19 protein-coding genes are annotated in these 18726 nt (G+C 67.1%); 9 read left to right on the plus strand and 10 right to left on the minus strand.

The genetic code is table 11. From position 1 onward, the window contains the following. Positions 1–75: 75 nt before the first annotated feature. Complete coding sequence (locus tag AC1RQC_RS38190) at positions 76–1908, plus strand: methyl-accepting chemotaxis protein (RefSeq protein ID WP_492886582.1); 1833 nt, start codon at positions 76–78, stop codon at positions 1906–1908. A gap of 280 nt (positions 1909–2188) precedes the next feature. Further along, entirely contained in the window at positions 2189–3436 is a 1248-nt protein-coding gene (locus AC1RQC_RS38195; protein WP_183031132.1) for a cation:proton antiporter, read from the plus strand. 54 nt (positions 3437–3490) lie between these two features. Here the strand turns inward: AC1RQC_RS38195 and AC1RQC_RS38200 are convergent, their stop codons facing one another. Beyond that, the gene (locus AC1RQC_RS38200) at positions 3491–4495 is read right to left on the minus strand and encodes a sulfate ABC transporter substrate-binding protein (protein ID WP_492374622.1); all 1005 of its coding nucleotides are present in this window, start codon (positions 4493–4495) and stop codon (positions 3491–3493) included. A 174-nt stretch (positions 4496–4669) separates the two neighbouring features. Further along, positions 4670–5206 (minus strand): carboxymuconolactone decarboxylase family protein, encoded by a 537-nt coding sequence (locus AC1RQC_RS38205; RefSeq protein ID WP_492886584.1) that lies wholly within the window; start codon positions 5204–5206, stop codon positions 4670–4672. A gap of 168 nt (positions 5207–5374) precedes the next feature. Between AC1RQC_RS38205 and AC1RQC_RS38210 the strand changes: the two genes are divergently transcribed. Then, positions 5375–6358: an AraC family transcriptional regulator gene (locus AC1RQC_RS38210; RefSeq protein WP_492886585.1), complete on the plus strand. Its 984-nt coding sequence runs from the start codon at positions 5375–5377 to the stop codon at positions 6356–6358. Here the strand turns inward: AC1RQC_RS38210 and AC1RQC_RS38215 are convergent. The 7 genes from AC1RQC_RS38215 to AC1RQC_RS38245 all read right to left on the minus strand — a co-directional run bounded on the left by AC1RQC_RS38215 (position 6355) and on the right by AC1RQC_RS38245 (position 12781). Beyond that, complete coding sequence (locus tag AC1RQC_RS38215) at positions 6355–7293, minus strand: 2-dehydropantoate 2-reductase (RefSeq protein ID WP_492886586.1); 939 nt, start codon at positions 7291–7293, stop codon at positions 6355–6357. The two genes, AC1RQC_RS38210 and AC1RQC_RS38215, sit on opposite strands and share 4 nt — an antisense overlap. Positions 7294–7369: 76 nt before the next feature. Continuing rightward, positions 7370–7918, minus strand: a complete 549-nt coding sequence (locus AC1RQC_RS38220) for a winged helix-turn-helix transcriptional regulator (RefSeq protein ID WP_492374619.1) — start codon at positions 7916–7918, stop codon at positions 7370–7372. Between the two features lie 85 nt (positions 7919–8003). Further along, entirely contained in the window at positions 8004–9191 is a 1188-nt protein-coding gene (locus AC1RQC_RS38225) for a thiolase family protein (protein ID WP_492374618.1), read from the minus strand. Continuing rightward, the gene (locus AC1RQC_RS38230) at positions 9191–9421 is read right to left on the minus strand and encodes a hypothetical protein (protein WP_492814077.1); all 231 of its coding nucleotides are present in this window, start codon (positions 9419–9421) and stop codon (positions 9191–9193) included. Before AC1RQC_RS38230 ends, AC1RQC_RS38225 begins: the two co-directional genes overlap by 1 nt. 23 nt (positions 9422–9444) lie before the next feature. Further along, complete coding sequence (locus tag AC1RQC_RS38235; RefSeq protein WP_492886587.1) at positions 9445–11079, minus strand: DHA2 family efflux MFS transporter permease subunit; 1635 nt, start codon at positions 11077–11079, stop codon at positions 9445–9447. Beyond that, positions 11076–12188, minus strand: a complete 1113-nt coding sequence (locus tag AC1RQC_RS38240; RefSeq protein ID WP_416052190.1) for an HlyD family secretion protein — start codon at positions 12186–12188, stop codon at positions 11076–11078. The genes AC1RQC_RS38235 and AC1RQC_RS38240 overlap by 4 nt, the downstream gene beginning before the upstream one ends. 59 nt (positions 12189–12247) lie before the next feature. After that, positions 12248–12781, minus strand: coding sequence for a winged helix-turn-helix transcriptional regulator (locus AC1RQC_RS38245; RefSeq protein WP_492886588.1), 534 nt, complete (start codon positions 12779–12781; stop codon positions 12248–12250). Positions 12782–12931: 150 nt separating this feature from the next. Here AC1RQC_RS38245 and AC1RQC_RS38250 point away from each other — a divergent pair, with 150 nt between their 5' ends. Next, positions 12932–14437 (plus strand): efflux transporter outer membrane subunit, encoded by a 1506-nt coding sequence (locus AC1RQC_RS38250; RefSeq protein ID WP_492831147.1) that lies wholly within the window; start codon positions 12932–12934, stop codon positions 14435–14437. A gap of 5 nt (positions 14438–14442) precedes the next feature. On the opposite strand, the gene AC1RQC_RS38255 is transcribed toward AC1RQC_RS38250, so the two are convergent. Beyond that, positions 14443–14739, minus strand: coding sequence for a hypothetical protein (locus tag AC1RQC_RS38255; RefSeq protein ID WP_492886589.1), 297 nt, complete (start codon positions 14737–14739; stop codon positions 14443–14445). Positions 14740–14796: 57 nt separating this feature from the next. Here AC1RQC_RS38255 and AC1RQC_RS38260 point away from each other — a divergent pair, with 57 nt between their 5' ends. From AC1RQC_RS38260 to AC1RQC_RS38280, 5 genes are all read left to right on the plus strand, one after another. Next, positions 14797–15531 (plus strand): GntR family transcriptional regulator, encoded by a 735-nt coding sequence (locus AC1RQC_RS38260; RefSeq protein ID WP_492374612.1) that lies wholly within the window; start codon positions 14797–14799, stop codon positions 15529–15531. Positions 15532–15622: 91 nt separating this feature from the next. After that, positions 15623–16405 (plus strand): transporter substrate-binding domain-containing protein, encoded by a 783-nt coding sequence (locus tag AC1RQC_RS38265; RefSeq protein WP_150988280.1) that lies wholly within the window; start codon positions 15623–15625, stop codon positions 16403–16405. A gap of 137 nt (positions 16406–16542) precedes the next feature. Then, complete coding sequence (locus tag AC1RQC_RS38270; protein ID WP_416052185.1) at positions 16543–17208, plus strand: amino acid ABC transporter permease; 666 nt, start codon at positions 16543–16545, stop codon at positions 17206–17208. Continuing rightward, positions 17205–17861, plus strand: a complete 657-nt coding sequence (locus tag AC1RQC_RS38275; RefSeq protein ID WP_174424714.1) for an amino acid ABC transporter permease — start codon at positions 17205–17207, stop codon at positions 17859–17861. Before AC1RQC_RS38270 ends, AC1RQC_RS38275 begins: the two co-directional genes overlap by 4 nt. After that, positions 17842–18570 (plus strand): amino acid ABC transporter ATP-binding protein, encoded by a 729-nt coding sequence (locus tag AC1RQC_RS38280; protein ID WP_253931565.1) that lies wholly within the window; start codon positions 17842–17844, stop codon positions 18568–18570. The genes AC1RQC_RS38275 and AC1RQC_RS38280 overlap by 20 nt, the downstream gene beginning before the upstream one ends. The last annotated feature ends 156 nt before the right edge of the window (positions 18571–18726 follow it).

Consider the following 18726-nt stretch of genomic DNA (forward strand, 5'->3'; position numbering starts at 1 on the left):
CGTTAGCCGGGGCATGCTGGCCGACAACAAAATTGTCGGAGGCCTTTTTTAACCACCGCCCCCTACCCAACGCGCATGCTTCTCTCGCTCCGTACACGCATTACGGCGACCTGTGTCGCCATCGTTGTCACCGCCTTGTCGGCATCCACCGGCATCACCTACGTAGTCACGAAGCACAGCGACGAACGCACGCTGCGGCAAAACCTCGCCACCATCACCCAAGGCAACGCGCAAGCCATCACCGAGTGGCTGACCGCGCGGGCCGACATGGTGCAAGCCGTATCCCCGGAGAGCCTTTCCACCGATCCCATGTCCGCAGTCACGCAGCTGGAAAGATCCGGCGGCTTTGTCGTGGCCTATGCGGGCTACCCGGACAAGCATGCGGTGTTTTCCCGCGACCTCGGCATCCCGGCCGACTACGATCCCACGGGCCGCCCGTGGTACCAGGCCGCCGTCAGCGCCGGCAAGCTGGTCATCACGCAGCCGTATGAAGATGTGGCGACCAAGAAGCTCGTGGTGACGCTGGCCCTGCCTGTGCTGGCCAATGGCCAGTTGAAGGCCGTGGTGGCTGCCGATGTGAACCTGGACGCCGTGACCTCCACCGTGAACGGCATCCACCCCACCCCGGCCAGCTTTGCCTTCCTGGCCGACAAGAGCGGGCGCATCGTGGCGCATCCGGACGCCAAGCTCAACCTCAAGCCGGCCACCGATCTGTCCGCCGACCTGACGGCGAACGCCCTGGCCAGCCTGTCGGATCCCGAGCAGCCCCTCGCAGTCAAGATCGCGGGCGCCACCAAGCTGCTGCATGCAGAGCCGGTCAAGAACTCCGACTGGGAAGTGGTGGTTGCCATGGATGAGGACGAAGCCCTGGCCGGCCTGCGCAATGTGCTGCAAGCCATGTTCATGACCCTGGTGGCGGTGGCCTTCCTCGCCGCGGGAGTCGGCTCGGTCATGACTGCCTCTGCGTTCCGGCGGCTGTCCCAGGTGCGCGAGGCGATGGACGAAATCGGCTCCGGACACGGCGACCTGACCAAGCGCCTGCCGGCCGACGGCAACGATGAGGTCACGCAGATCGCCCGCGCGTTCAACCAGTTTGCCGACAAGCTCGCCACGGTGCTGATCGATATCCGGGACAGCAGCGAATCGGTTCGCACGGCAACCGCCGAAATCTCACAGGGCAATATCGACCTGTCCTCGCGTACCGAGCAAGCCGCAGCCAGCCTGGAGCAGACAGCGGCTGCCATGGACGAGCTCACCGGCACCGTGCAAAACTCGGCCGAGGCCGCCGTGCGCGCCGGCGAGCTGGCGGCCGCGGCCTCCCAGGTCGCCAACCGGGGGGGCGATGCCGTCTCTCGCGTGGTGACCACCATGCAGGAAATCTCGACCGCCTCCGCCAAGATCCACGACATCATCGGGGTCATCGACGGCATCGCCTTCCAGACCAACATCCTGGCGCTCAACGCTGCCGTGGAAGCCGCCCGCGCCGGCGAACAGGGACGCGGATTCGCCGTGGTGGCTGGCGAAGTCCGCACGCTGGCCCAGCGCAGCGCGCAGGCCGCCAAGGAAATCAAAGGACTGATCAGCCAATCGGTGGCCAAGGTGGACTCGGGCGCGGAGCTGGTGCGGGACGCCGGCGAGACCATGAACAGCATCGTGGCCAGCGTGAAGCAGGTCGAGCAGGTGCTGCGCGAAATCTCGAATGCCGGCAGCGAGCAAAGCGTGGGCATCACGCAGGTCAACCAGGCCGTGAGCCAGCTCGACGGGGCAACGCAGCAGAATGCGGCGCTGGTCGAGCAAGCCTCGGCGGCCGCCGGTTTCCTGCATGAGCAAGCCAACAAGCTCGCCGATGCGGTAGGCCAGTTCCGCCTGGCCAGGGCGCATGGCGGCGCGATAGGGTCCGGGGCTTGAACCGCTGACGCAGCGGCGAGCCAGGTAAGCAAGGGGGTTCAGCGGCGGCTGAACCTCTTTTTTTTGTCAGGCGGGCGCCACTTGAAGAAATTTCCCAATTGCTGATATGGTTGATGTGGCACAAAATCCACATAGCGTCGCACCCGACGCGGACTGCCAGTAGTGCCGCTAGTGCCGCTAGTGCCGCTAGTGCCGCTAGTGCCGCTAGTGCCGCTAGTGCTTGTAACGCTTGTAATGCTTGAAACACCCGCATCACCCATCTGCAAGGAGAACTCCCCGCATGACTGTATTCCAAGGGACTGGCGCCCTTTTCACCCTCATCGCCATTTTCGGCGTCATCAACCACCGCTTCATCAAGCTGCCCGACACCCTGGGCATCACCGCCGTCGGGCTGGTGACCTGCCTGAGCGTGTCCATCCTCGGCTTCAACCACCCTGAAATGGTCGCGCAGGCCCGCAAGCTCGTGGCCCAGATCGATTTCTCCGACGTGGTCTTCCACGGCCTGCTCAGCCTGCTGCTGTTCGCCGGCGCCCTGCACGTCGACCTCTCACGCATGCGCCGCCAGCGCCGGGCCGTGGTCATGCTGGCCACGGTCGGCGTGGTGATCTCGACCGCCGCGGTCGGGTTCGGCTTCTTCTATGTCGCACAGTGGCTGGGCCACCCGGTCAGCCTGCTGTGGTGCCTGGTGTTCGGCGCGCTGATTTCCCCTACCGACCCGATCGCCGTGCTCAGCGTGCTCAAGAACGCGGGCGCATCGGAAAGCCTGGAAACCAAGATTGCGGGCGAATCGCTGTTCAACGACGGCACCGCGGTGGTGGCATTCCTGACCCTGGTGGGGCTAGCTACCGGCGCCACCGAATTCTCTGCTTCGCACGTGGCGCTCGCGCTGGTGCGCGAAGTGCTGGGCGCCGTGGTGCTGGGCATTGTGGTGGGCTATGTGGCGTCGGTGCTGCTGCGCGGGATCGACAGCTATCCGGTCGAGATACTGATCACGCTGGCGCTCGCCACCGGCGGCTACAGCCTGGCTGAAGCGGTGCACGTGTCCGCGCCGCTGTCGGTGGTCATCATGGGCCTGGTGATCGGCAACCATAGCACCAGCAAGTCGATGTCGGAGAAGACCCGCGAACACTTGTTCAATTTCTGGGGCCTGCTGGACGAGTTGCTCAACCTGGTGCTGTTTGGCCTGATCGGGCTGGAGATCATCGCGCTGTCGCTGCAGCTGCATATCGTCTGGCTGGGGCTGGCGGCGATTCCCGTGGTGCTGATTGCGCGCGGCATCAGCGTGGCCATCCCGCTGCTGGCGCTGCAGAATTTCCGCCGGCTCAATCCGCACTCGGCCACCATCATGACCTGGGGCGGCCTGCGCGGCGGCATCTCGATTGCGCTGGCGCTATCGCTGCCGGAGTTCCCCGGCCGCGAGATGCTGATCGGCGTGACTTACCTGGTAGTGGTGTTCAGCCTGCTGATCCAGGCCACCACGCTGGGCAAGCTGGTCAAGCACCTGAATGGGCTGAGCCCGAAGCCGTAGCGGATACGCCATCCGCAAGCGGGCGGCGGGACTCACCCGCCGCCTGCGCCTGGCTTACAGGCGGCTCTGGTAGATCTTGTCGAACTCGCCGCCATCGGCAAAATGCCGGCTCTGGGCCTGCGCCCAGCTGCCAAACACGTCGCTGACGGAAAACAGCTGGATCGGCCGGAACAGCGCCGCGTGAGTCTTGAGCACCGCGGCCGAGCGCGGCCGGTAGAACTGGCGGGCGATCACGTCCTGGCCGGCATCGGACCACAGGTATTGCAGATAGGCCGTGGCCACCTTGCGCGTGCCGCGCTTGTCCACCACCTTGTCGACCACAGCCACCGGCGCTTCCGCGATGATCGACTGGCTCGGATACACCACCTCGAAGCTGTCTCCCAGCTCCTTGCGGATCTGGTGCACCTCGCTCTCGAAGGTGGCCAGCACATCGCCAAGCTGGCGCTGCGTGAAGCTGGTGGTCGCGCCCCGGCCGCCGGTATCGAGCACCGGCACATTGCGGAACAGGCGGCCCACCGCATCGCGCGCCTGGGCCTCGCTGCCGCCCTTGCGGATAGCCGCGCCCCACGCCGCCAGGTACGTGTAGCGCCCGTTGCCCGAAGTCTTGGGGTTCGGCACGATCACCTGCACGCCAGCGCGGCCCAGGTCCTCCCAGTCCAGGATGCGCTTGGGATTGCCCTTGCGCACCAGGAACACGATGGTGGAGTAGTACGGCGCCGCGTTGTCCGGCAGGCGCTTCTTCCAGTCCTGCGCCACCACGCCCCGCTGCACCAGGATATCGATGTCGGTCTCCTGGTTCATGGTCACAACGTCGGCCTCCAGGCCATCGGCTACCGAACGCGCCTGCTTGCTCGAGCCGCCATGCGACTGGTTGATGACCAGCGTCTCGCCACTCGCCTGCCTCCAGTTAGCGACAAAGCCGGGGTTGATCTCACGGTACAGCTCGCGGGTGACGTCGTAGCCGGCGTTGAGAATGGCGGTGTCGGCCAGCGCGGAGAACGTGGCGCCGAGCAGCAGGCCAGTGGCAAGAATGCGGAGTAGGGATCGGGGTCGGGACATGAATGGACGCTGGTTGGATCGATCGGATTAATGTCTTGCCGAAAAGACAGGCATGACGCTCGTGATCCTCATTGTCCACAGCAGGGGCATCGCAGCGGAACGAAAGATTCCGCATGTCGATAGACGCGAGCCAAACGGAAGGCGGGTCACGATCTCCTCGCCTTCCGCCGCCTCTCACGCCACCTTCGGGAAATCGATCACCGTATCGTTGACGCGGTTGATCATATTGGTGAACAGGATCGCGCTGATGGCCTGGATGCTCTCGACGATCTGCCGATCGGTGTAGCCGGCTTCGCGCACATTGGCGACGACGCCGGCAGGCACCGTGCCGGAAGTCGTGGTCACGGCCAGTGCGAAGCGGACCAGCGCGTCGATCTTGCTGTCTTGCGGGTACTCGCCGGCGCGCAGCTCACGCGTTTGTTCGGCGGTATAGCCGGCCATCTTGCCGGTCATGGTGTGCGCGGCCACGCAATAGTCACAACCCGACGCTTCGCTGACGGCAAGGTTGATCGCTTCGAGCTCGCGGGCGCTGAGCGTAGCATTCTTGAGCAGCGCGCCGGTTTGCAGCGCGTGGGCCAGCACCTCGGGGGCATTGCTGCCAATCACCGCGTAAGCGTTGGGCACCTTGCCCACGGCGCCCTTGATGGCGGCGAACAGTTGGGCGGCCTGGCCGGTGGCTTCGGCGGGGTTGATGGTGTAAAGACGGGACATGACGGCACTCCTTTGCGGTTGGTTGATGGACCCGCGCTGTGTTTGTTGCGCTGCTTCCATGGACTGAAGTCTAGGCGCGCCATATGCGATTTACCGCATATAATCGTCGCATTATCTTGCCCTATCGTCTCAACACGCCGTATCCGTCTTGATGCCACCGTTCCCACCATGGATAGCTTGACCGAACTTGTGCGTATGCTTTCGCCCGCCGGCACCGTCGACCTGCACTGCCATTTCGCCGGCAACTGGCGGGTGGACAACGCGGCGGCGCCCGCCGGCCACCTGCCGTATCACATCATCCTGAAGGGGCAGGCGCGCGCGCTGGTGGCGCAGGAGGCCATCTCGCTCGATACGGGCGACGTGCTGCTGTTCCCGCATGGCAGCGCGCACACGCTGCGCAGCCTGCCCGATGGGACCGAGGGGGCCGAAGGTGCCGCCGGCGCGCACCGCGCCATGCCGGCCCAGACGACGCGCTTCAATGGCTTGCTGACCGAGGTGACGATGCCCGGCGACGCGCATCCGCTGGACATGCTGTGCGGCACGTTCGTGCTGGGCTTGCCGGGCACGGTGCTGTTGCGCAACCTGCCGCCGGTGCTGCGTGTGGCCACCGCGCGGCGCGCCGATTGCGCCTGGCTGCATGCGCTGATCGACATGATGCGCAACGAGGCGCAGGCGCCCGAGCCAGGTGGCGCGGCGGTCATCGGGCAGCTCTCCACCGCGTTGCTGACCCTGCTGTTGCGCGCGCTGATCGCGCAGGGCGGCGTCACGCATAGCCTGCTGGCGCTGATGGCCGATGCGCGGCTGTCCAAGGCGATCGATGCGGTGCTGCGCGCCCCGGCCGAGCCGTGGTCGGTGGCGTCGCTGGCGGCGGTGTGCAATGTGTCGCGCGCCACGTTCGCGCGGCGCTTCGCCCAGCTCAGCGGCGAGACGCCGCTGCAGTTCGTGACCACCTTGCGCATGGAAATGGCCGCCCGCCTGCTGACGCTGGACCGCGGCTCCGCGGCCAGCATCGGCGAGCATTGCGGCTATGCCTCCGAGGCCGCCTTCGGGCGCGCCTTCAAAGCGTACTTTGGCGTGGGGCCGGGCATGTTCCGGCGTGCGGCGCGGGAGCGCCGCGCGGCCGCCGCCGCGCAGGCGGCCTCGGCGCGTTAGGCCGCGGCGCGCTGCGCTTCGTAGACCTGCAGGTGGCTATAGGCGATGCGCACCAGCGGCACCGCATGCCCCAGCCGCGCGGCACGCTGCGCCATGTCGCCGACGATGTCGTACGCCTCCAGGCGGGGCGCGCCCTGCGCGATATCGCGCATCATGGAGGCGGCCCAGGCCGAGTTCTCGTCCAGCAGGCGCGCGGCCATGGCTTGGGCCACCGGCTCGGGCAAGGCGTGCCCGGACAAACGCGCCACCGCCGCGCATTCGTCCATGGCCTGCTGCATCAGCGCCCGGCCGTCCACCGTCCTGACGATCTCGCCGACGGTGCCGCGCATCAGGCAGGTCATCAGCGCACCAGCCGAGATCATCACCCACTTGTTCCATAGCGCCTGGTCGATGGCCGGTGACAACTCACGCGTGCCGGGCGTGCTGGCCGCAAGCGCATGGAAGGCGCTGGCCAGGCCCTGTGCCGACTCGACACGCGCGCCCACGATGAGCCTGTCGACCGCGCCTTGATGCACCACCGCGCCAGCGGCGTCCAGCGTGGTGGCAATGTACGACACGCCGCCAAGCACCCTGTCGCGGCCGTAGCGCGCGTCCAGCGTCTCATACGCGCGCAACCCGTTGACCAGCGGCAGGATCGCCGCGCGCTTGCCCCCGCTGGCAGAAAGCACCGGGCCCAGCGCGGCCATCGCGCTGTCCAGGTCATAGGTCTTGCATGCCAGCAGAACCAGGTCGTAGTCTGCCTTGGCGTGCTCGGCCAGCACCGTCTTCACGGCGGCGCGGATATCGCCAAGCTCGCTGCGCACGGTCAGGCCGTCTCTCGCCAGCGCTTCGGCGCGCCGTGGCCGCACCAGGAACGTGACATCCGCCCCCGCCTGCATCAGGCGAGCGCCATAGTAGCCACCCATGGCGCCAGCGCCCAGGACCAGAATCTTCATGACGTTCCCCGCTTCAATGTCCGACTTGCTTAACCGTGGTTAACTGCGGCCAACAGTGGCTAACAGTGCAAAGCGCCTACGGCAGGTCGCCGGTGAGCACCGCGTCGCCCGCCTCCCCGGCTTGCTCGGCGCCCCCGAGGAAGCCGGCGGCGGATGCCAGGCGCCGGCGCATGCCGTCCGCGGCGGCCGGGCCGGCCACCAGGGCATGCCGCTTGAAACTCAGCCGCTCGCCCGTGCCGGCATCCACCAGCACGGGATCGACCACCTTGCCGGTTTCCTTGTCGCGCAATTCCACGCTGGGGCCTTCCGGCGCGAAGTGCTTGTTGCCCCAGGCCAGCATGGCCAGCAGCACGGGCAGGAAATCCCGCCCGCATTGCGTCAGCACATACTCGTAGCGCGGTGGCTTCTCCGAGTACTGCTGGCGCTCCAGCAGCCCCTCCTCCACCAGCGCGGTGAGGCGGCGCGTGAGCATATTGGGCGCGATGTCCAGGTTCTTCTGGAAGTCGTCGAAACGCCGCGCGCCATAGAACGCCTCGCGCATCAGCAGCATGCTCCACCACTCGCCAACCCGCTCCAGCCCGCGGGCGATGGGGCATTGCATGTTCCTGAAGGTTTTTCTTTGCATGGTTGAGGACTCCGCTTCGGCATCTTGATACTTTCAACATGATAGCTGGATTGAAACGCCGCAATGCCGTCCCCGCCGGTGCCGTCTAGTCCAGTGCTTCGAGCGCCAGCGCAATGCCCTGCCCGCCCCCGATGCACAGCGTCACGATGCCCCGGCGTAGCCCATGCGCACGCATCGCGTACAGCAGGCGTGTGGTGAGCACCGCCCCGGTTGCGCCGATGGGATGGCCATGCGCGATCGCGCCGCCCTCCACGTTGATGATGTCGAGCGGCAATCCGAGCTCCCCAGCCACTGCCAGGGGCACCGCAGCGAAGGCCTCATTGATCTCGAGCCACTCGACATCGCCCAGCGCCCATTGCGCGCGCTGCAGCGCCTGGCGCACAGCCGGAACGGGCCCAAGGCCGAACAAGCCCGGCTCGACGGCGCCTACGCCATAGGCCACCAGCCGGGCCATCGGCGCCAGCCCGAGGCTCTCGGCCAGCGATCGTTCGGCGACCAGCATGGCGGCCGCGCCGCTATTGAGCCCCGGTGCATTGCCCGCGGTGATGGTGCCGTCCTTGCGAAACGCCGGACGCAGCTTGCTGAGAATCTCGAAGGTGGTATCCGGCCGGTTCGCTTCATCCACGTTGAACGTGGACGTGCCGCCCTTTGCCTTCACGGGCACACCGATGATCTGCTCCACGAAACGGCCTTGCTCCTGCGCGCGGGCAAAGCGGCTTTGCGAGCGTTCGGCCCAGCGGTCCTGTTCGTCGCGGCTGATCTTGTTGCGCGCCACCAGGTCCTCGGTATGCCAGCCGGAGTGCTCACCCGAGAATGCATCCACCAGGCCATCGCGCAGCATGCTGTCCTGCAGTGCCGCGTCGCCCATGCGGCTGCCCCAGCGGGCGGCGGGCATCAGGTAAGGCGCCTGGTCCATATTCTCCATGCCACCGGCAATCGCCACGTCGACATGGCCGAGCCAGATTTCATCGGCGGCACTGGCGATGGCCTGCGCGCCGGAACCGCACACGCGGTTGACCGTCATCGCCGGCAGCGAAACCGGCAGGCCCGCGCCGATGGCCGCCTGCCGGGCGGGATTCATCCTGTTGCCCGCCTGGATCACATTGCCAAAGACCACGCTGCCGATCCGCTCTGGATCGACGCCAGCGCGGCGCACCGTCTCGCGGATGACCGCCGCGCCCAGTTCGGTTGCCGGCGTGGCCTTGAGCGAACCGTTATAGGCGCCGATGGCGGTGCGAACGGGGTGGCATAACACAACTTCCCTGGTTTTCATCACAGGCTCCTTGGGGTGGTGGACGAAGCCGGCCGCGTAGCGGCCAGCCATGGCGCTTGCGCATCGCCAGCCGCCGCGCCCTGCGGCGCCTTGCAATAGCGGTTGTCGGCGCGGGCGCATCCCACGCCGGAGTCGCGCGGGCGCTCCGTGCCGGCGTGGACGGTTTGTGCCGCCATGGCGGCAAACAGCGCGGCACAGGCCAGCGCGCTAGCTAAACGGGTGTTCATCATTCATCTCCCGGGTGTGGAAGGCCTCAATGCGCATCGGCCGATGGCGCCATGGGCGGCCCCGCCTTGCGCAGCAGCGGCACCATGGCGGTGGCGATGGCAAAGCACACCATGATGACCAGGAAGGCATCGCCAAACGTCTGCGTCTGCGCCTCGCGCCAGGTCAGTGCCCACAGTTGCCTGAGCGCGGCGGACTGCGCATCGGCGACGTCATGGCCCAGCGCGGCCATATTGCTGCCCACCGCCTGCAGCAGCGCGCCCATGGCCTCGTTGCTGTAGTTCAGGTGCTCAGCCAGGCGCTGGAAATGCAGGTTGGTGCGGTCGTTCAGGATGGTCGCGCAACTGGCAATGCCGATCGCGCCGCCCAGGTTGCGCATCAGGTTGAACAGCCCGGACGCCAGCTTGAGCCGCTCCGGCGCTAGCGATCCCAGCGTGAGCGTGACCGCCGGCGCCACCGAGAACTGCTGCGCCATGCCGCGGAACGCCTGCGGCAGCAACAGTTCCTGCGCGCCCCAGTCATGCGTAATCGGCGCGAACTGCCACATCGAGAAGGCAAAGCAGCCCAGCCCGAACATCATCAGCCAGCGCAGGTCCACACGATTGGCGAAGAAGGCATAGACAGGGATCGACATGACCTGGAACACACCGGTCGAGAACACCGCCAGCCCGATCTGCAGCGCGCTGAAGCCACGCACGTGGCCCAGGAACAGCGGCGTGAGATAGATGGTGGCGAAGATGCCCACGCCGGTGATGAACGAGAAGAAGCAGCCGAGTGCGAAGTTGCGGTCCTTGAGCGCGCGCAGGTCCACCACCGGATGGGCGTAGGTCAGGCTGCGCCAGACAAAGCCGACGCCCGCCATGCCCGAGATCCAGGCCGTGGTGAGAATCACATCGTCGCCAAACCAGTCCCAGCGCGGGCCTTCTTCCAGCGTGTACTGCAGGCAGCCGAGGAACAGCGCCATCAGCGTCATGCCGAGATAGTCGGCGCCACGCACCAGCGACCAGTTGGGCTGGTCCACGCGCACCAGCAGCGGCACCGCCACCGTGATGAAGATGCCCGGCACCAGGTTGATGAAGAACAGCCAGTGCCAGGAGTAGTTGTCGGTGATCCAGCCGCCCACGGTGGGCCCGAGCGTGGGCGCCAGCGAGGCCAGGGCACCGATGGTGGCTGCGGCAATCACACGCTGCTTGCCGCCGAAAAAGGCGAAGGCGGTGGTGAACACCAGCGGAATCATCGAGCCGCCGAGGAAGCCCTGCATGGCGCGAAAGGCGATCATGCTCTGGATGTTCCAGGCGAGGCCGCACAGCAGGCTGGTTAGCGTAAAGCCCGCCGCCGAAACGGCAAACAGCCAGCGTGTGGACATCACGCGCGACAGCCAGCCCGACAGCGGAATCACGATGATCTCGGCGATCAGGTAGCTGGTCTGCACCCACACGGTTTCATCGGTGCCCGCCGACAGCCCGCCGCCGATGTCGCGCAGCGAGGCCGAGACGATCTGGATATCCAGCAAGGCGATGAACATGCCCACGCACATGGTAGCGAAGGCCAGCACCTTGGCGCCCGTGCTCATGGAGGCCACGGAATACGCCGGCGCGGACGGCTGCGCGGGCTCGGCTGGCTGCGTGGCCTGCCCGGGCTCGGCCAGGACGCTGCTGCTCATGGTTGCACCTGCGCGTCGGCGCGGGAATCGACTTGCGCCAGCACCGACAAGCCGGGCCGCAGCATGGCCAGCGCGGCCTCGTTGTCATCCAGCATGATGCGCACCGGCACGCGCTGGACGATCTTGGTGAAGTTGCCGGTGGCGTTCTCCGGCGGCAGCACGCTGAACTGTGCCCCCGTGGCCGGCGCCAGGCTGAGTACGCGGCCGTGGAACACGCGGCCGGGCAACACGTCGGCCTCCACGGTGGCACGCATGCCCGGGCGCAGATGCGCAAGCTGCCCTTCCTTGAAATTCGCATCGACCCACAGGCCGCGTGCCGGCACCACCGACAGCAGTTGCGCGCCGCCCGCGGCGTAGGCGCCCACGCGGGCGCGGCGGTTGCCGATGGTGCCGTCGATGGGCGCGCGCAACTCCGTGTAGCCCAGGTTCAATTTGGCGATGTCGCGCTCGGCAACGGCTTGCGCGAGCGCCGCCTGCGCTTGCAGCTTCTGCGTGGCAATCACGTCGACCTGGCGCTGCGCCGCGAGCAGGCTGGCCTGCGCCTTCTGCGTGTTGGCGAGAGCTTGCTTGTAGTCCGAGTCAGCCTTCTGCGAGCTCTGGACCGATACGGCCGATTTGGCAGCCAGGCTCTGGTAACGAACCTGGTCGTCGCGCGAGCGCAGGGTGTCGGCATTCACCGCGGTGACCGCCGCCCGGGCCTGGCCGATCACGGCTTCCTGCAAGGAGCGGGTGGCGTCCAGGTTGGCCAGCAGCGCCTGCTGGGCGGCCACCGCCCCTTCCGCCTTGGCCAGCGCGGCGCGGTAGTCGCGGTCATCGATGCGGGCCAGCAAGTCGCCGGCGTGCACCTGCTGGTTGTCGGTCACCAGCACTTGCGCCAGGTAGCCCGGCACCTTCGGCGCAATCACCGTGACTTCACCGCCGACATAAGCATCGTCGGTGCTTTGCAGGAAGCGGCCGTGCGTCCACCAGTGCTGGCCATAGGCGGCGGCGCCAAGGCCGGCGGCGATGAGCGCGCCGGTCATGATCAGCCGCTTGCGGCTGATGCGGGGCTTGCGGGTAACGGGGATGGGCGCCGGGCCTGCACGCTCGGCGGTGATATCGCTTGTCATGACGCTTCCTCTGGTTTTCGCTCTAACTTTTGCTTCAACACGCTAACGCTGCAGCGCTTTCACATATGGACAGTTGCCTGCGGGACATCGGGGATGGTGGCCGCGCGTGCCCGCGCCGACTTTTCGAGCTTGCGGCGGACGCCCTCGCTGGCGGCCGGGCCGGCCACGACCACGTGATCGGCATCGGTAATCGGATGCCCGGTCTGCGCATCCACCAGGATCGGGATAACGGTGGCGCCGGTCTGGCGGTCCACCAGCAGCACGCTCTCGCCCTCGGGCGAGAAGTGGCGGTTGCCCCAGGCCAGCAGCGCCAGCATCACCGGGCGGAATTCGCGGCCCCGGTCAGTCAGCAGGTATTCGAAACGCGGCGGCCGCTCGCAGTACTGGCGCCGCGCAAGCAGGCCCTCGCGCACCAGGGTTTCGAGGCGGCGCGCCAGCATGTTGGGCGCAATGCCCAGCTGCTTCTGGAATTCGTCGAAGCGGCTGTTGCCATAGAACGCCTCGCGCAGGATCAGGATGCTCCACGGCTCACCCACCCGCGCCAGGCTGCGGGCAATGGGGCAAGGCGCGTTGTCGAGCGGCTTTTTCTGCATGTTCGCCACCTCCGGGAAATCAGGTTGCTATCAAGATGAAAGTTAGTATAGAGTTGTAAATATCATCATGCAAGTAACTTGTTGAACAAAACCGCTGGGGCGGCGATCAAGCCGCTTCCTGGTTTCCCTGAATCCCTGAAGGAGATGGACATGAGCCGTACCCCGCCCCGCCCCGGACTCGCGCCTGAACAGCCGCGGCCGTACCAGCACCTGCGCCGGCACGCGACGCGGGCCACCGCGCTCTGCGCGGCAGCGCTGACGGCGCTGGGCCTGGCGGCTTGCGCCGCGGCAGGCCCGGACTACAAGACGCCCGCGGCCGACACCGCAGCCAGCTACCCGCATGCCGATGCGCTGGCTGCACGCGCCACGCGCCAGCCTGCGCCGCCGCTGGATACCTGGTGGACGGGATTCGACGATCCCGCGCTCACGCGCATCGTCCAGCGCGCGCTGGACCAGAACCTGGACCTGGCCGCCGCGTTTGCCCGCGTGCAGCAGGCGCGGGCCGCTGCCGCCGAGGCCGGTGCGCAGTTGCTGCCCCAAGGCAGTTTGTCGGCGCAGGCGGCCAAGGTGCATCAGTCGCTGGAAAGCCCGCTAGGCAAGATCGCGAGCAAGTTCCCCGGCTACGACCGCAATGCCGCGCTCTACGATGTGGGCGCGGGCGCGAGCTGGGAGATCGACCTGTTCGGCGGCCTGCGGCGTGGCGCAGAGGCGGCCGACGCCGAGGCGCAGGCCGCGCAGGCCAACCAGCTCGGCGCGCGCATCTCGGTGGCGGCCGAGGCCGCCGATGCCTACTTCCGCGTGCGCGGCGCGCAGCAGCGCATTGCCATTGCGCAGGAGCAGGTGACGAACAACGGCAAGCTGCTGGACCTGGTGCAATTGCGCTTGCACGACGGGCTTGCGTCCAGCCGCGAGGTAGCCCAGGCGCAAGCGCTGGTGGCGCAGGCGCGCGTCACCATCCCTCCCTTGCGGATCGAGCTGCAAACCCAGTTGAACCGGCTCGATGTGCTGATGGGCGCGCAGCCGGGCACCTACGCCGCCGAGCTTGGCCCCCTGCCGAACGGCGTGGCCGTGCCGGCCATCTCCGTGGCCCAGGGTCCCGCCGACCTGCTGCGCCGCCGCCCCGACGTGATCGCGGCGGAGCGCAGGCTGGCCGCCAGCAGCGCGCGCATCGGCGCGGCCACCGCCGAGTACTACCCCAAGCTGTCCCTATCCGCGCTGCTCGGCTTTGAGAGCCTGAGCGGCGGCAAGCTGTTTTCCGCTGCCGCGTTCCAGCCGGTGGCGGCAGCGGGCTTGCGCTGGCGCCTGTTCGACTTCGGCCGTGTGGATGCCGAGGTGGCGCAAGCCAAGGGCGCCAACGCCGAGGCGCTGGTCAACTACCGCAAGGCCATGCTGCGCGCGACCGAAGACGTCGAGAACGCCATCGTCACGCTGACCGAGCTGGAATCGCAAGGCAAGGAGCTGAGCACCGAGATCGACGCCCACGAACGCGCGCGCGGCGCTTCCGAAGATGCTTACAAGGGCGGGGCCGTGAGCCTGTTCGAGGTGTTGGATGAGGAGCGCCAGTTGCTGGCCGCGCGCGACCAGCAGGCCCGCGTGCACGCCGACAACGCGCGTGCCGCGGTGGCGACGTTCCGCGCGCTGGGCGGTGGGTGGTGATCGGATCAGGCCAGGCTTGGCGCGAGAACCCGTTCCCTCAGCAAGGCGGAAACATCCTCCGATGCGAGCGGCCCGGAGAACAAGTAGCCCGCGCCGAAATCGTCGATGCTGATGCACATGCTCAGGCCGCGCAGCCCTTTCTCGGCAAGGGCCTCGGCCTCCACGCGCGCCTTGCACACGCAGCCTGAGCACTTTGCCGGCAGCGCTCGCCGCACCACTGCCGTGCACTTGCACTCGCCAGCGGCATAAGCCGCGCCCAACTGGTGCGCGCCCAGCCCGGGCCAAGGCCGTTTTGCGTACAAAAACTGCACATCACGCTTGTATATCAGTCTGGCATACCTCTTGCGTCTGAGGCTGGCATGACTTTCGCCGCTCCCTCCATGCCAGCCTTCAGCGATACCGCCGGCCACGCCCGCGGCAGCACTTCCGCCGAGATTGCCGAACGCATCACGCAATCGATCCTGGCCCAGCGCCTGGCGCCCGGCACGCGGCTGGGCGAGCAGGCGCTGGCCGGGCTGTTCAGCGTCAGCCGCACGCTGGTGCGCGAAGCCCTGACCCGGCTGGCGGCGCGCGGCATTGTCACGGTGTCCGCCCGGCGCGGCTGGTTTGTGATCGAGCCGTCGCGGCAGGAAGCCCGCCAGGCATTTGCCGCCCGGCGCGCGATCGAGCTTGGCTTGCTGCGCTATGCGGCGCCGGTCTCCGCCGCTGCCATCGGCCGGTTACAGGAGCACGTGGCGCAGGAGCAGCGCGCGCTGAGCGCCGACGACACCGCCCTGCGCAGCTACCTGCTGGGCGACTTCCATGTGTGCCTGGGCGAATGCGTGGGCAATGTGCTGCTGGCCGACACGCTGCGCGACCTGACGGCGCGCACCACGCTGATTGCCATGCGCTACCAGTCCAGCCACCAAGCCAACGAGTCCTGCGCCGAGCATGTGCTGATCGTGGCAGCGCTTGCCGCTGGCGATACCGAGCGCGCCATCGCGCTGATGGACGCCCACCTGTGCCACGTCGAAGCCGGCCTGAGCGCCGCCACGCCGGCGGACCCGCCCGATCCGCTGCGCCAGGCGCTGAGCCCGCTGGGGCATGCGGCCTGAGCGCGCGGGCAACCGCTAGATAGCAACGACCTGCTTCTTCGATTTCGATTCTTTGAATTTCCACCCTAACGGCAAGCTAGCAAGGACCCTTATGAAGCTCTCCAAACTCCTCCTCGGCCTCGGTGCCGCTGCCCTCGCCTTCTCGATGCAAACCGCCGGCGCCGAAGCGCTGGACGATGTGGTCAAGGCCGGCGTGCTCAAGGTCGCGGTGCCGCAGGACTTTCCGCCGTTCGGCTCGGTCAACGCCGAGATGAAGCCCCAGGGGCTGGACATCGACGTGGCGGCACTGATCGCCAAGAAGATGGGCGTGAAGCTGGAACTGGTGCCCGTGACCAGCACCAACCGCGTGCCCTACCTGCAGACCAGGAAGGTGGACCTGGTGATCTCCAGCATGGGCAAGAACGCCGAGCGCGAGAAGGCCATCGATTTCAGCGAGGCTTACGCACCGTTTTATAACGGCGTGTTTGGCCCGGCCGACCAGAAAGTGACCGGTGCCGCCGAACTGGCCGGCAAGACCATCGGCGTGACGCGCGGCGCGGTGGAGGACCTGGAACTGACCAAGATCGCCCCGGCGACGGCCACCATCAAGCGCTACGAAGACAACAACGGCACCATCAGCGCGTTCCTGTCCGGCCAGGTGCAACTGGTGGCGACGGGCAACGTGGTGGCAGCCGCCATCCTCGCCAAGAACCCGCCCAAGAAGCCAGAGCCGAAGTTCCTGATCAAGAACTCGCCCTGCTTCATCGGCCTGAACAAGGGCGAGCCCAAGCTGCAAGCCAAGGTCAACGCCATCCTGGCGGAAGTGAAAAAGGACGGCGAGCTCAATGCGATCACGGTGAAGTGGCTGGGCATGCCGCTGCCGGCCACGCTTTGATGCGTTGATGCATTGATGCACTGACGGCCCAAGCCACGCGAAGCCGTGCCCGGCGGGCAGCCGCTGCGGCATGGCGTACTGCGCCAGCTCCGCGCTCATGAGCGCCCCAACCGGGCGCCTCCACCGATCGCTACCGCATGTCCTACCAATTCGATTTCCTCTCGGCCTTCGACTACGCCGGCGTATTCGCGCACGGCGTCAAAGTCACGGCTGAACTCACCGCCATGGGCGGCGTGCTGGGGGTGACCCTCGGCATCGCCTGCGCATGGGCGCGCACCCAGGGCCCGGCCTGGCTGGCGGCCGTCGCGGGCGGCTATGTGGAGCTGATCCGCAATACGCCGTTCCTGATCCAGCTGTTCTTTATCTTCTTCGGCCTGCCCAGCGCGGGCGTGCAACTGGGAGAAATGCAGGCCGCCATCCTGGCCATGGTGATCAATCTTGGCGCCTACAGCGCGGAGATTGTCCGCGCGGGCATCGCGGCCGTGCCGCGCGGCCAGCTTGAAGCGGGCGCCAGCCTGGCGATGTCGCCCTTCCTGGTGTTTCGCCACGTGGTGCTGCGCCCCGCCCTGAAGAAGATCTGGCCGGCGCTGTCCAGCCAGGTGGTGATCGTCATGCTGGGCTCGGCGGTGTGCTCGCAGATCGCGGTCGAGGACCTGACCTTTGCCGCCAACTTCGTCCAGGGCCGGAATTTCCGCGCGTTCGAGGTCTACCTGCTGACCACCGCCATCTACCTGCTGCTTGCCATCGGGCTGCGCCAGGTGCTGCGCGGCATTGGCGGCATGCTGTTCCGGAGGGCGTCATGACCGATTTTTCAACCTGGGACATCCTGCGCAACCTGCTGATGGCGGTGCGCTGGACCGTGGTGCTGTCGCTGGTGGCCTTTGCCGGCGGTGCCGTCATCGGGCTGCTGGTGCTGCTGATGCGCATCAGCCGGCGCGCGCCGCTGCGCCGCGCGGCGTGGGCCTTTATCGAAGTGTTCCAGGGCACGCCGCTGCTGATGCAGCTGTTCCTGGCGTTCTTCGGCCTGGCGCTGTTCGGCGTGGAGATCCCGGCCTGGCTGGCCGCTGGCCTGGCGTTATCGCTGTGGTCCGGCGCCTACCTGGCGGAGATCTGGCGCGGCTGCGTCGAGGCCATCCCCAAGGGCCAGTGGGAAGCCGCCGGCTGCCTCTCGCTGGGCCACCTGCAGCAGATGCGCTACGTGATCCTGCCGCAGGCGCTGCGCATTGCCATTGCGCCCACGGTGGGGTTCGTGGTGCAGATCATCAAGGGCACGGCGCTGGCGTCCATCATCGGCTTTGTCGAGCTGTCCAAGGCGGGCACGGTCATCACCAACGCCACCTTCAGCCCCTTTACCGTCTACGCGCTGGTCGCGCTGATCTACTTTGCGCTGTGCTGGCCGCTATCCCGCTACAGCCGTCACCTGGAAAGGAAGCTCAATGTCGCTCATCGCCATTGAAAACGTAAAGAAGCGCTTCGGCGCGAACGAAGTGCTCAAGGGCATCGACCTGAAGGTGGAGGCCGGCGAGGTGATTGCCATCATCGGCAAGAGCGGCTCGGGCAAGAGCACCTTGCTGCGCTGTATCAACGGCCTGGAGAGCATCGACGAAGGCAACATCACCGTGGCAGGCGCCAAGCTCGGCAGCAGCGAGCTGGAGCTGCGCGCGCTGCGGCGCAAGGTCGGCATGATCTTCCAGCAGTTCAACCTGTTCCCGCACCTGAGCGCGGGGCGCAACGTGATGCTGGCGCCCACCGTGGCGGCCGGCGTCAAAGAGCCGGAAGCATTGAGCCGCGCGCGCGAGTGCCTGGCCAAGGTGGCGCTGGGGGAGAAGTTCGACAGCTATCCCGACCAGCTTTCCGGCGGGCAGCAGCAGCGGGTGGCGATTGCGCGCGCGCTGGCCATGCAGCCACGGGCGCTGCTATGCGACGAGATTACCTCGGCGCTGGACCCGGAGCTGGTGGTGGAGGTGCTGAACGTGGTGCGCCAGCTGGCCAGCGAGGGCATGACGCTGCTGATGGTGACGCACGAAATGCGCTTTGCGCGCGAGGTGTGCAATCGGGTGGTGTTCATGCATCAGGGGCGCGTGCATGAGATCGGGCCGCCGGAGCAGCTGTTCAGCAACCCGGCTACGCCCGAGTTGCAGCAGTTCCTGGGAATGGCGGCCTGAGTTGGCCTGCTGACAAACCAGAGGCATTCGCCGAAGCCGCCGAATGGGCCAACGCCGAGCGCCATGACGAAGGCTGTTTTCTCCCTCTCCCCTCATGGGGAGAGGGCCGGGGAGAGGGGCGGTTTGGCTAGGAGCCACTTGAAGCGAAGCCAACGG

The organism is Cupriavidus sp. GW822-FHT03E04, from assembly GCF_058801495.1.

What these genes read in the sequence shown, in the direction of transcription:
- AC1RQC_RS38190 (WP_492886582.1), top strand. Translation starts at nt 76, where the DNA reads ATGCTTCTCTCGCTCCGTACACGCATTACGGCGACCTGTGTCGCCATC.
- AC1RQC_RS38195 (WP_183031132.1), top strand. Translation starts at nt 2,189, where the DNA reads ATGACTGTATTCCAAGGGACTGGCGCCCTTTTCACCCTCATCGCCATT.
- AC1RQC_RS38200 (WP_492374622.1), bottom strand. Translation starts at nt 4,495, where the DNA reads ATGTCCCGACCCCGATCCCTACTCCGCATTCTTGCCACTGGCCTGCTG.
- AC1RQC_RS38205 (WP_492886584.1), bottom strand. Translation starts at nt 5,206, where the DNA reads ATGTCCCGTCTTTACACCATCAACCCCGCCGAAGCCACCGGCCAGGCC.
- AC1RQC_RS38210 (WP_492886585.1), top strand. Translation starts at nt 5,375, where the DNA reads ATGGATAGCTTGACCGAACTTGTGCGTATGCTTTCGCCCGCCGGCACC.
- AC1RQC_RS38215 (WP_492886586.1), bottom strand. Translation starts at nt 7,293, where the DNA reads ATGAAGATTCTGGTCCTGGGCGCTGGCGCCATGGGTGGCTACTATGGC.
- AC1RQC_RS38220 (WP_492374619.1), bottom strand. Translation starts at nt 7,918, where the DNA reads ATGCAAAGAAAAACCTTCAGGAACATGCAATGCCCCATCGCCCGCGGG.
- AC1RQC_RS38225 (WP_492374618.1), bottom strand. Translation starts at nt 9,191, where the DNA reads ATGAAAACCAGGGAAGTTGTGTTATGCCACCCCGTTCGCACCGCCATC.
- AC1RQC_RS38230 (WP_492814077.1), bottom strand. Translation starts at nt 9,421, where the DNA reads ATGATGAACACCCGTTTAGCTAGCGCGCTGGCCTGTGCCGCGCTGTTT.
- AC1RQC_RS38235 (WP_492886587.1), bottom strand. Translation starts at nt 11,079, where the DNA reads ATGAGCAGCAGCGTCCTGGCCGAGCCCGGGCAGGCCACGCAGCCAGCC.
- AC1RQC_RS38240 (WP_416052190.1), bottom strand. Translation starts at nt 12,188, where the DNA reads ATGACAAGCGATATCACCGCCGAGCGTGCAGGCCCGGCGCCCATCCCC.
- AC1RQC_RS38245 (WP_492886588.1), bottom strand. Translation starts at nt 12,781, where the DNA reads ATGCAGAAAAAGCCGCTCGACAACGCGCCTTGCCCCATTGCCCGCAGC.
- AC1RQC_RS38250 (WP_492831147.1), top strand. Translation starts at nt 12,932, where the DNA reads ATGAGCCGTACCCCGCCCCGCCCCGGACTCGCGCCTGAACAGCCGCGG.
- AC1RQC_RS38260 (WP_492374612.1), top strand. Translation starts at nt 14,797, where the DNA reads ATGACTTTCGCCGCTCCCTCCATGCCAGCCTTCAGCGATACCGCCGGC.
- AC1RQC_RS38265 (WP_150988280.1), top strand. Translation starts at nt 15,623, where the DNA reads ATGAAGCTCTCCAAACTCCTCCTCGGCCTCGGTGCCGCTGCCCTCGCC.
- AC1RQC_RS38270 (WP_416052185.1), top strand. Translation starts at nt 16,543, where the DNA reads ATGTCCTACCAATTCGATTTCCTCTCGGCCTTCGACTACGCCGGCGTA.
- AC1RQC_RS38275 (WP_174424714.1), top strand. Translation starts at nt 17,205, where the DNA reads ATGACCGATTTTTCAACCTGGGACATCCTGCGCAACCTGCTGATGGCG.
- AC1RQC_RS38280 (WP_253931565.1), top strand. Translation starts at nt 17,842, where the DNA reads ATGTCGCTCATCGCCATTGAAAACGTAAAGAAGCGCTTCGGCGCGAAC.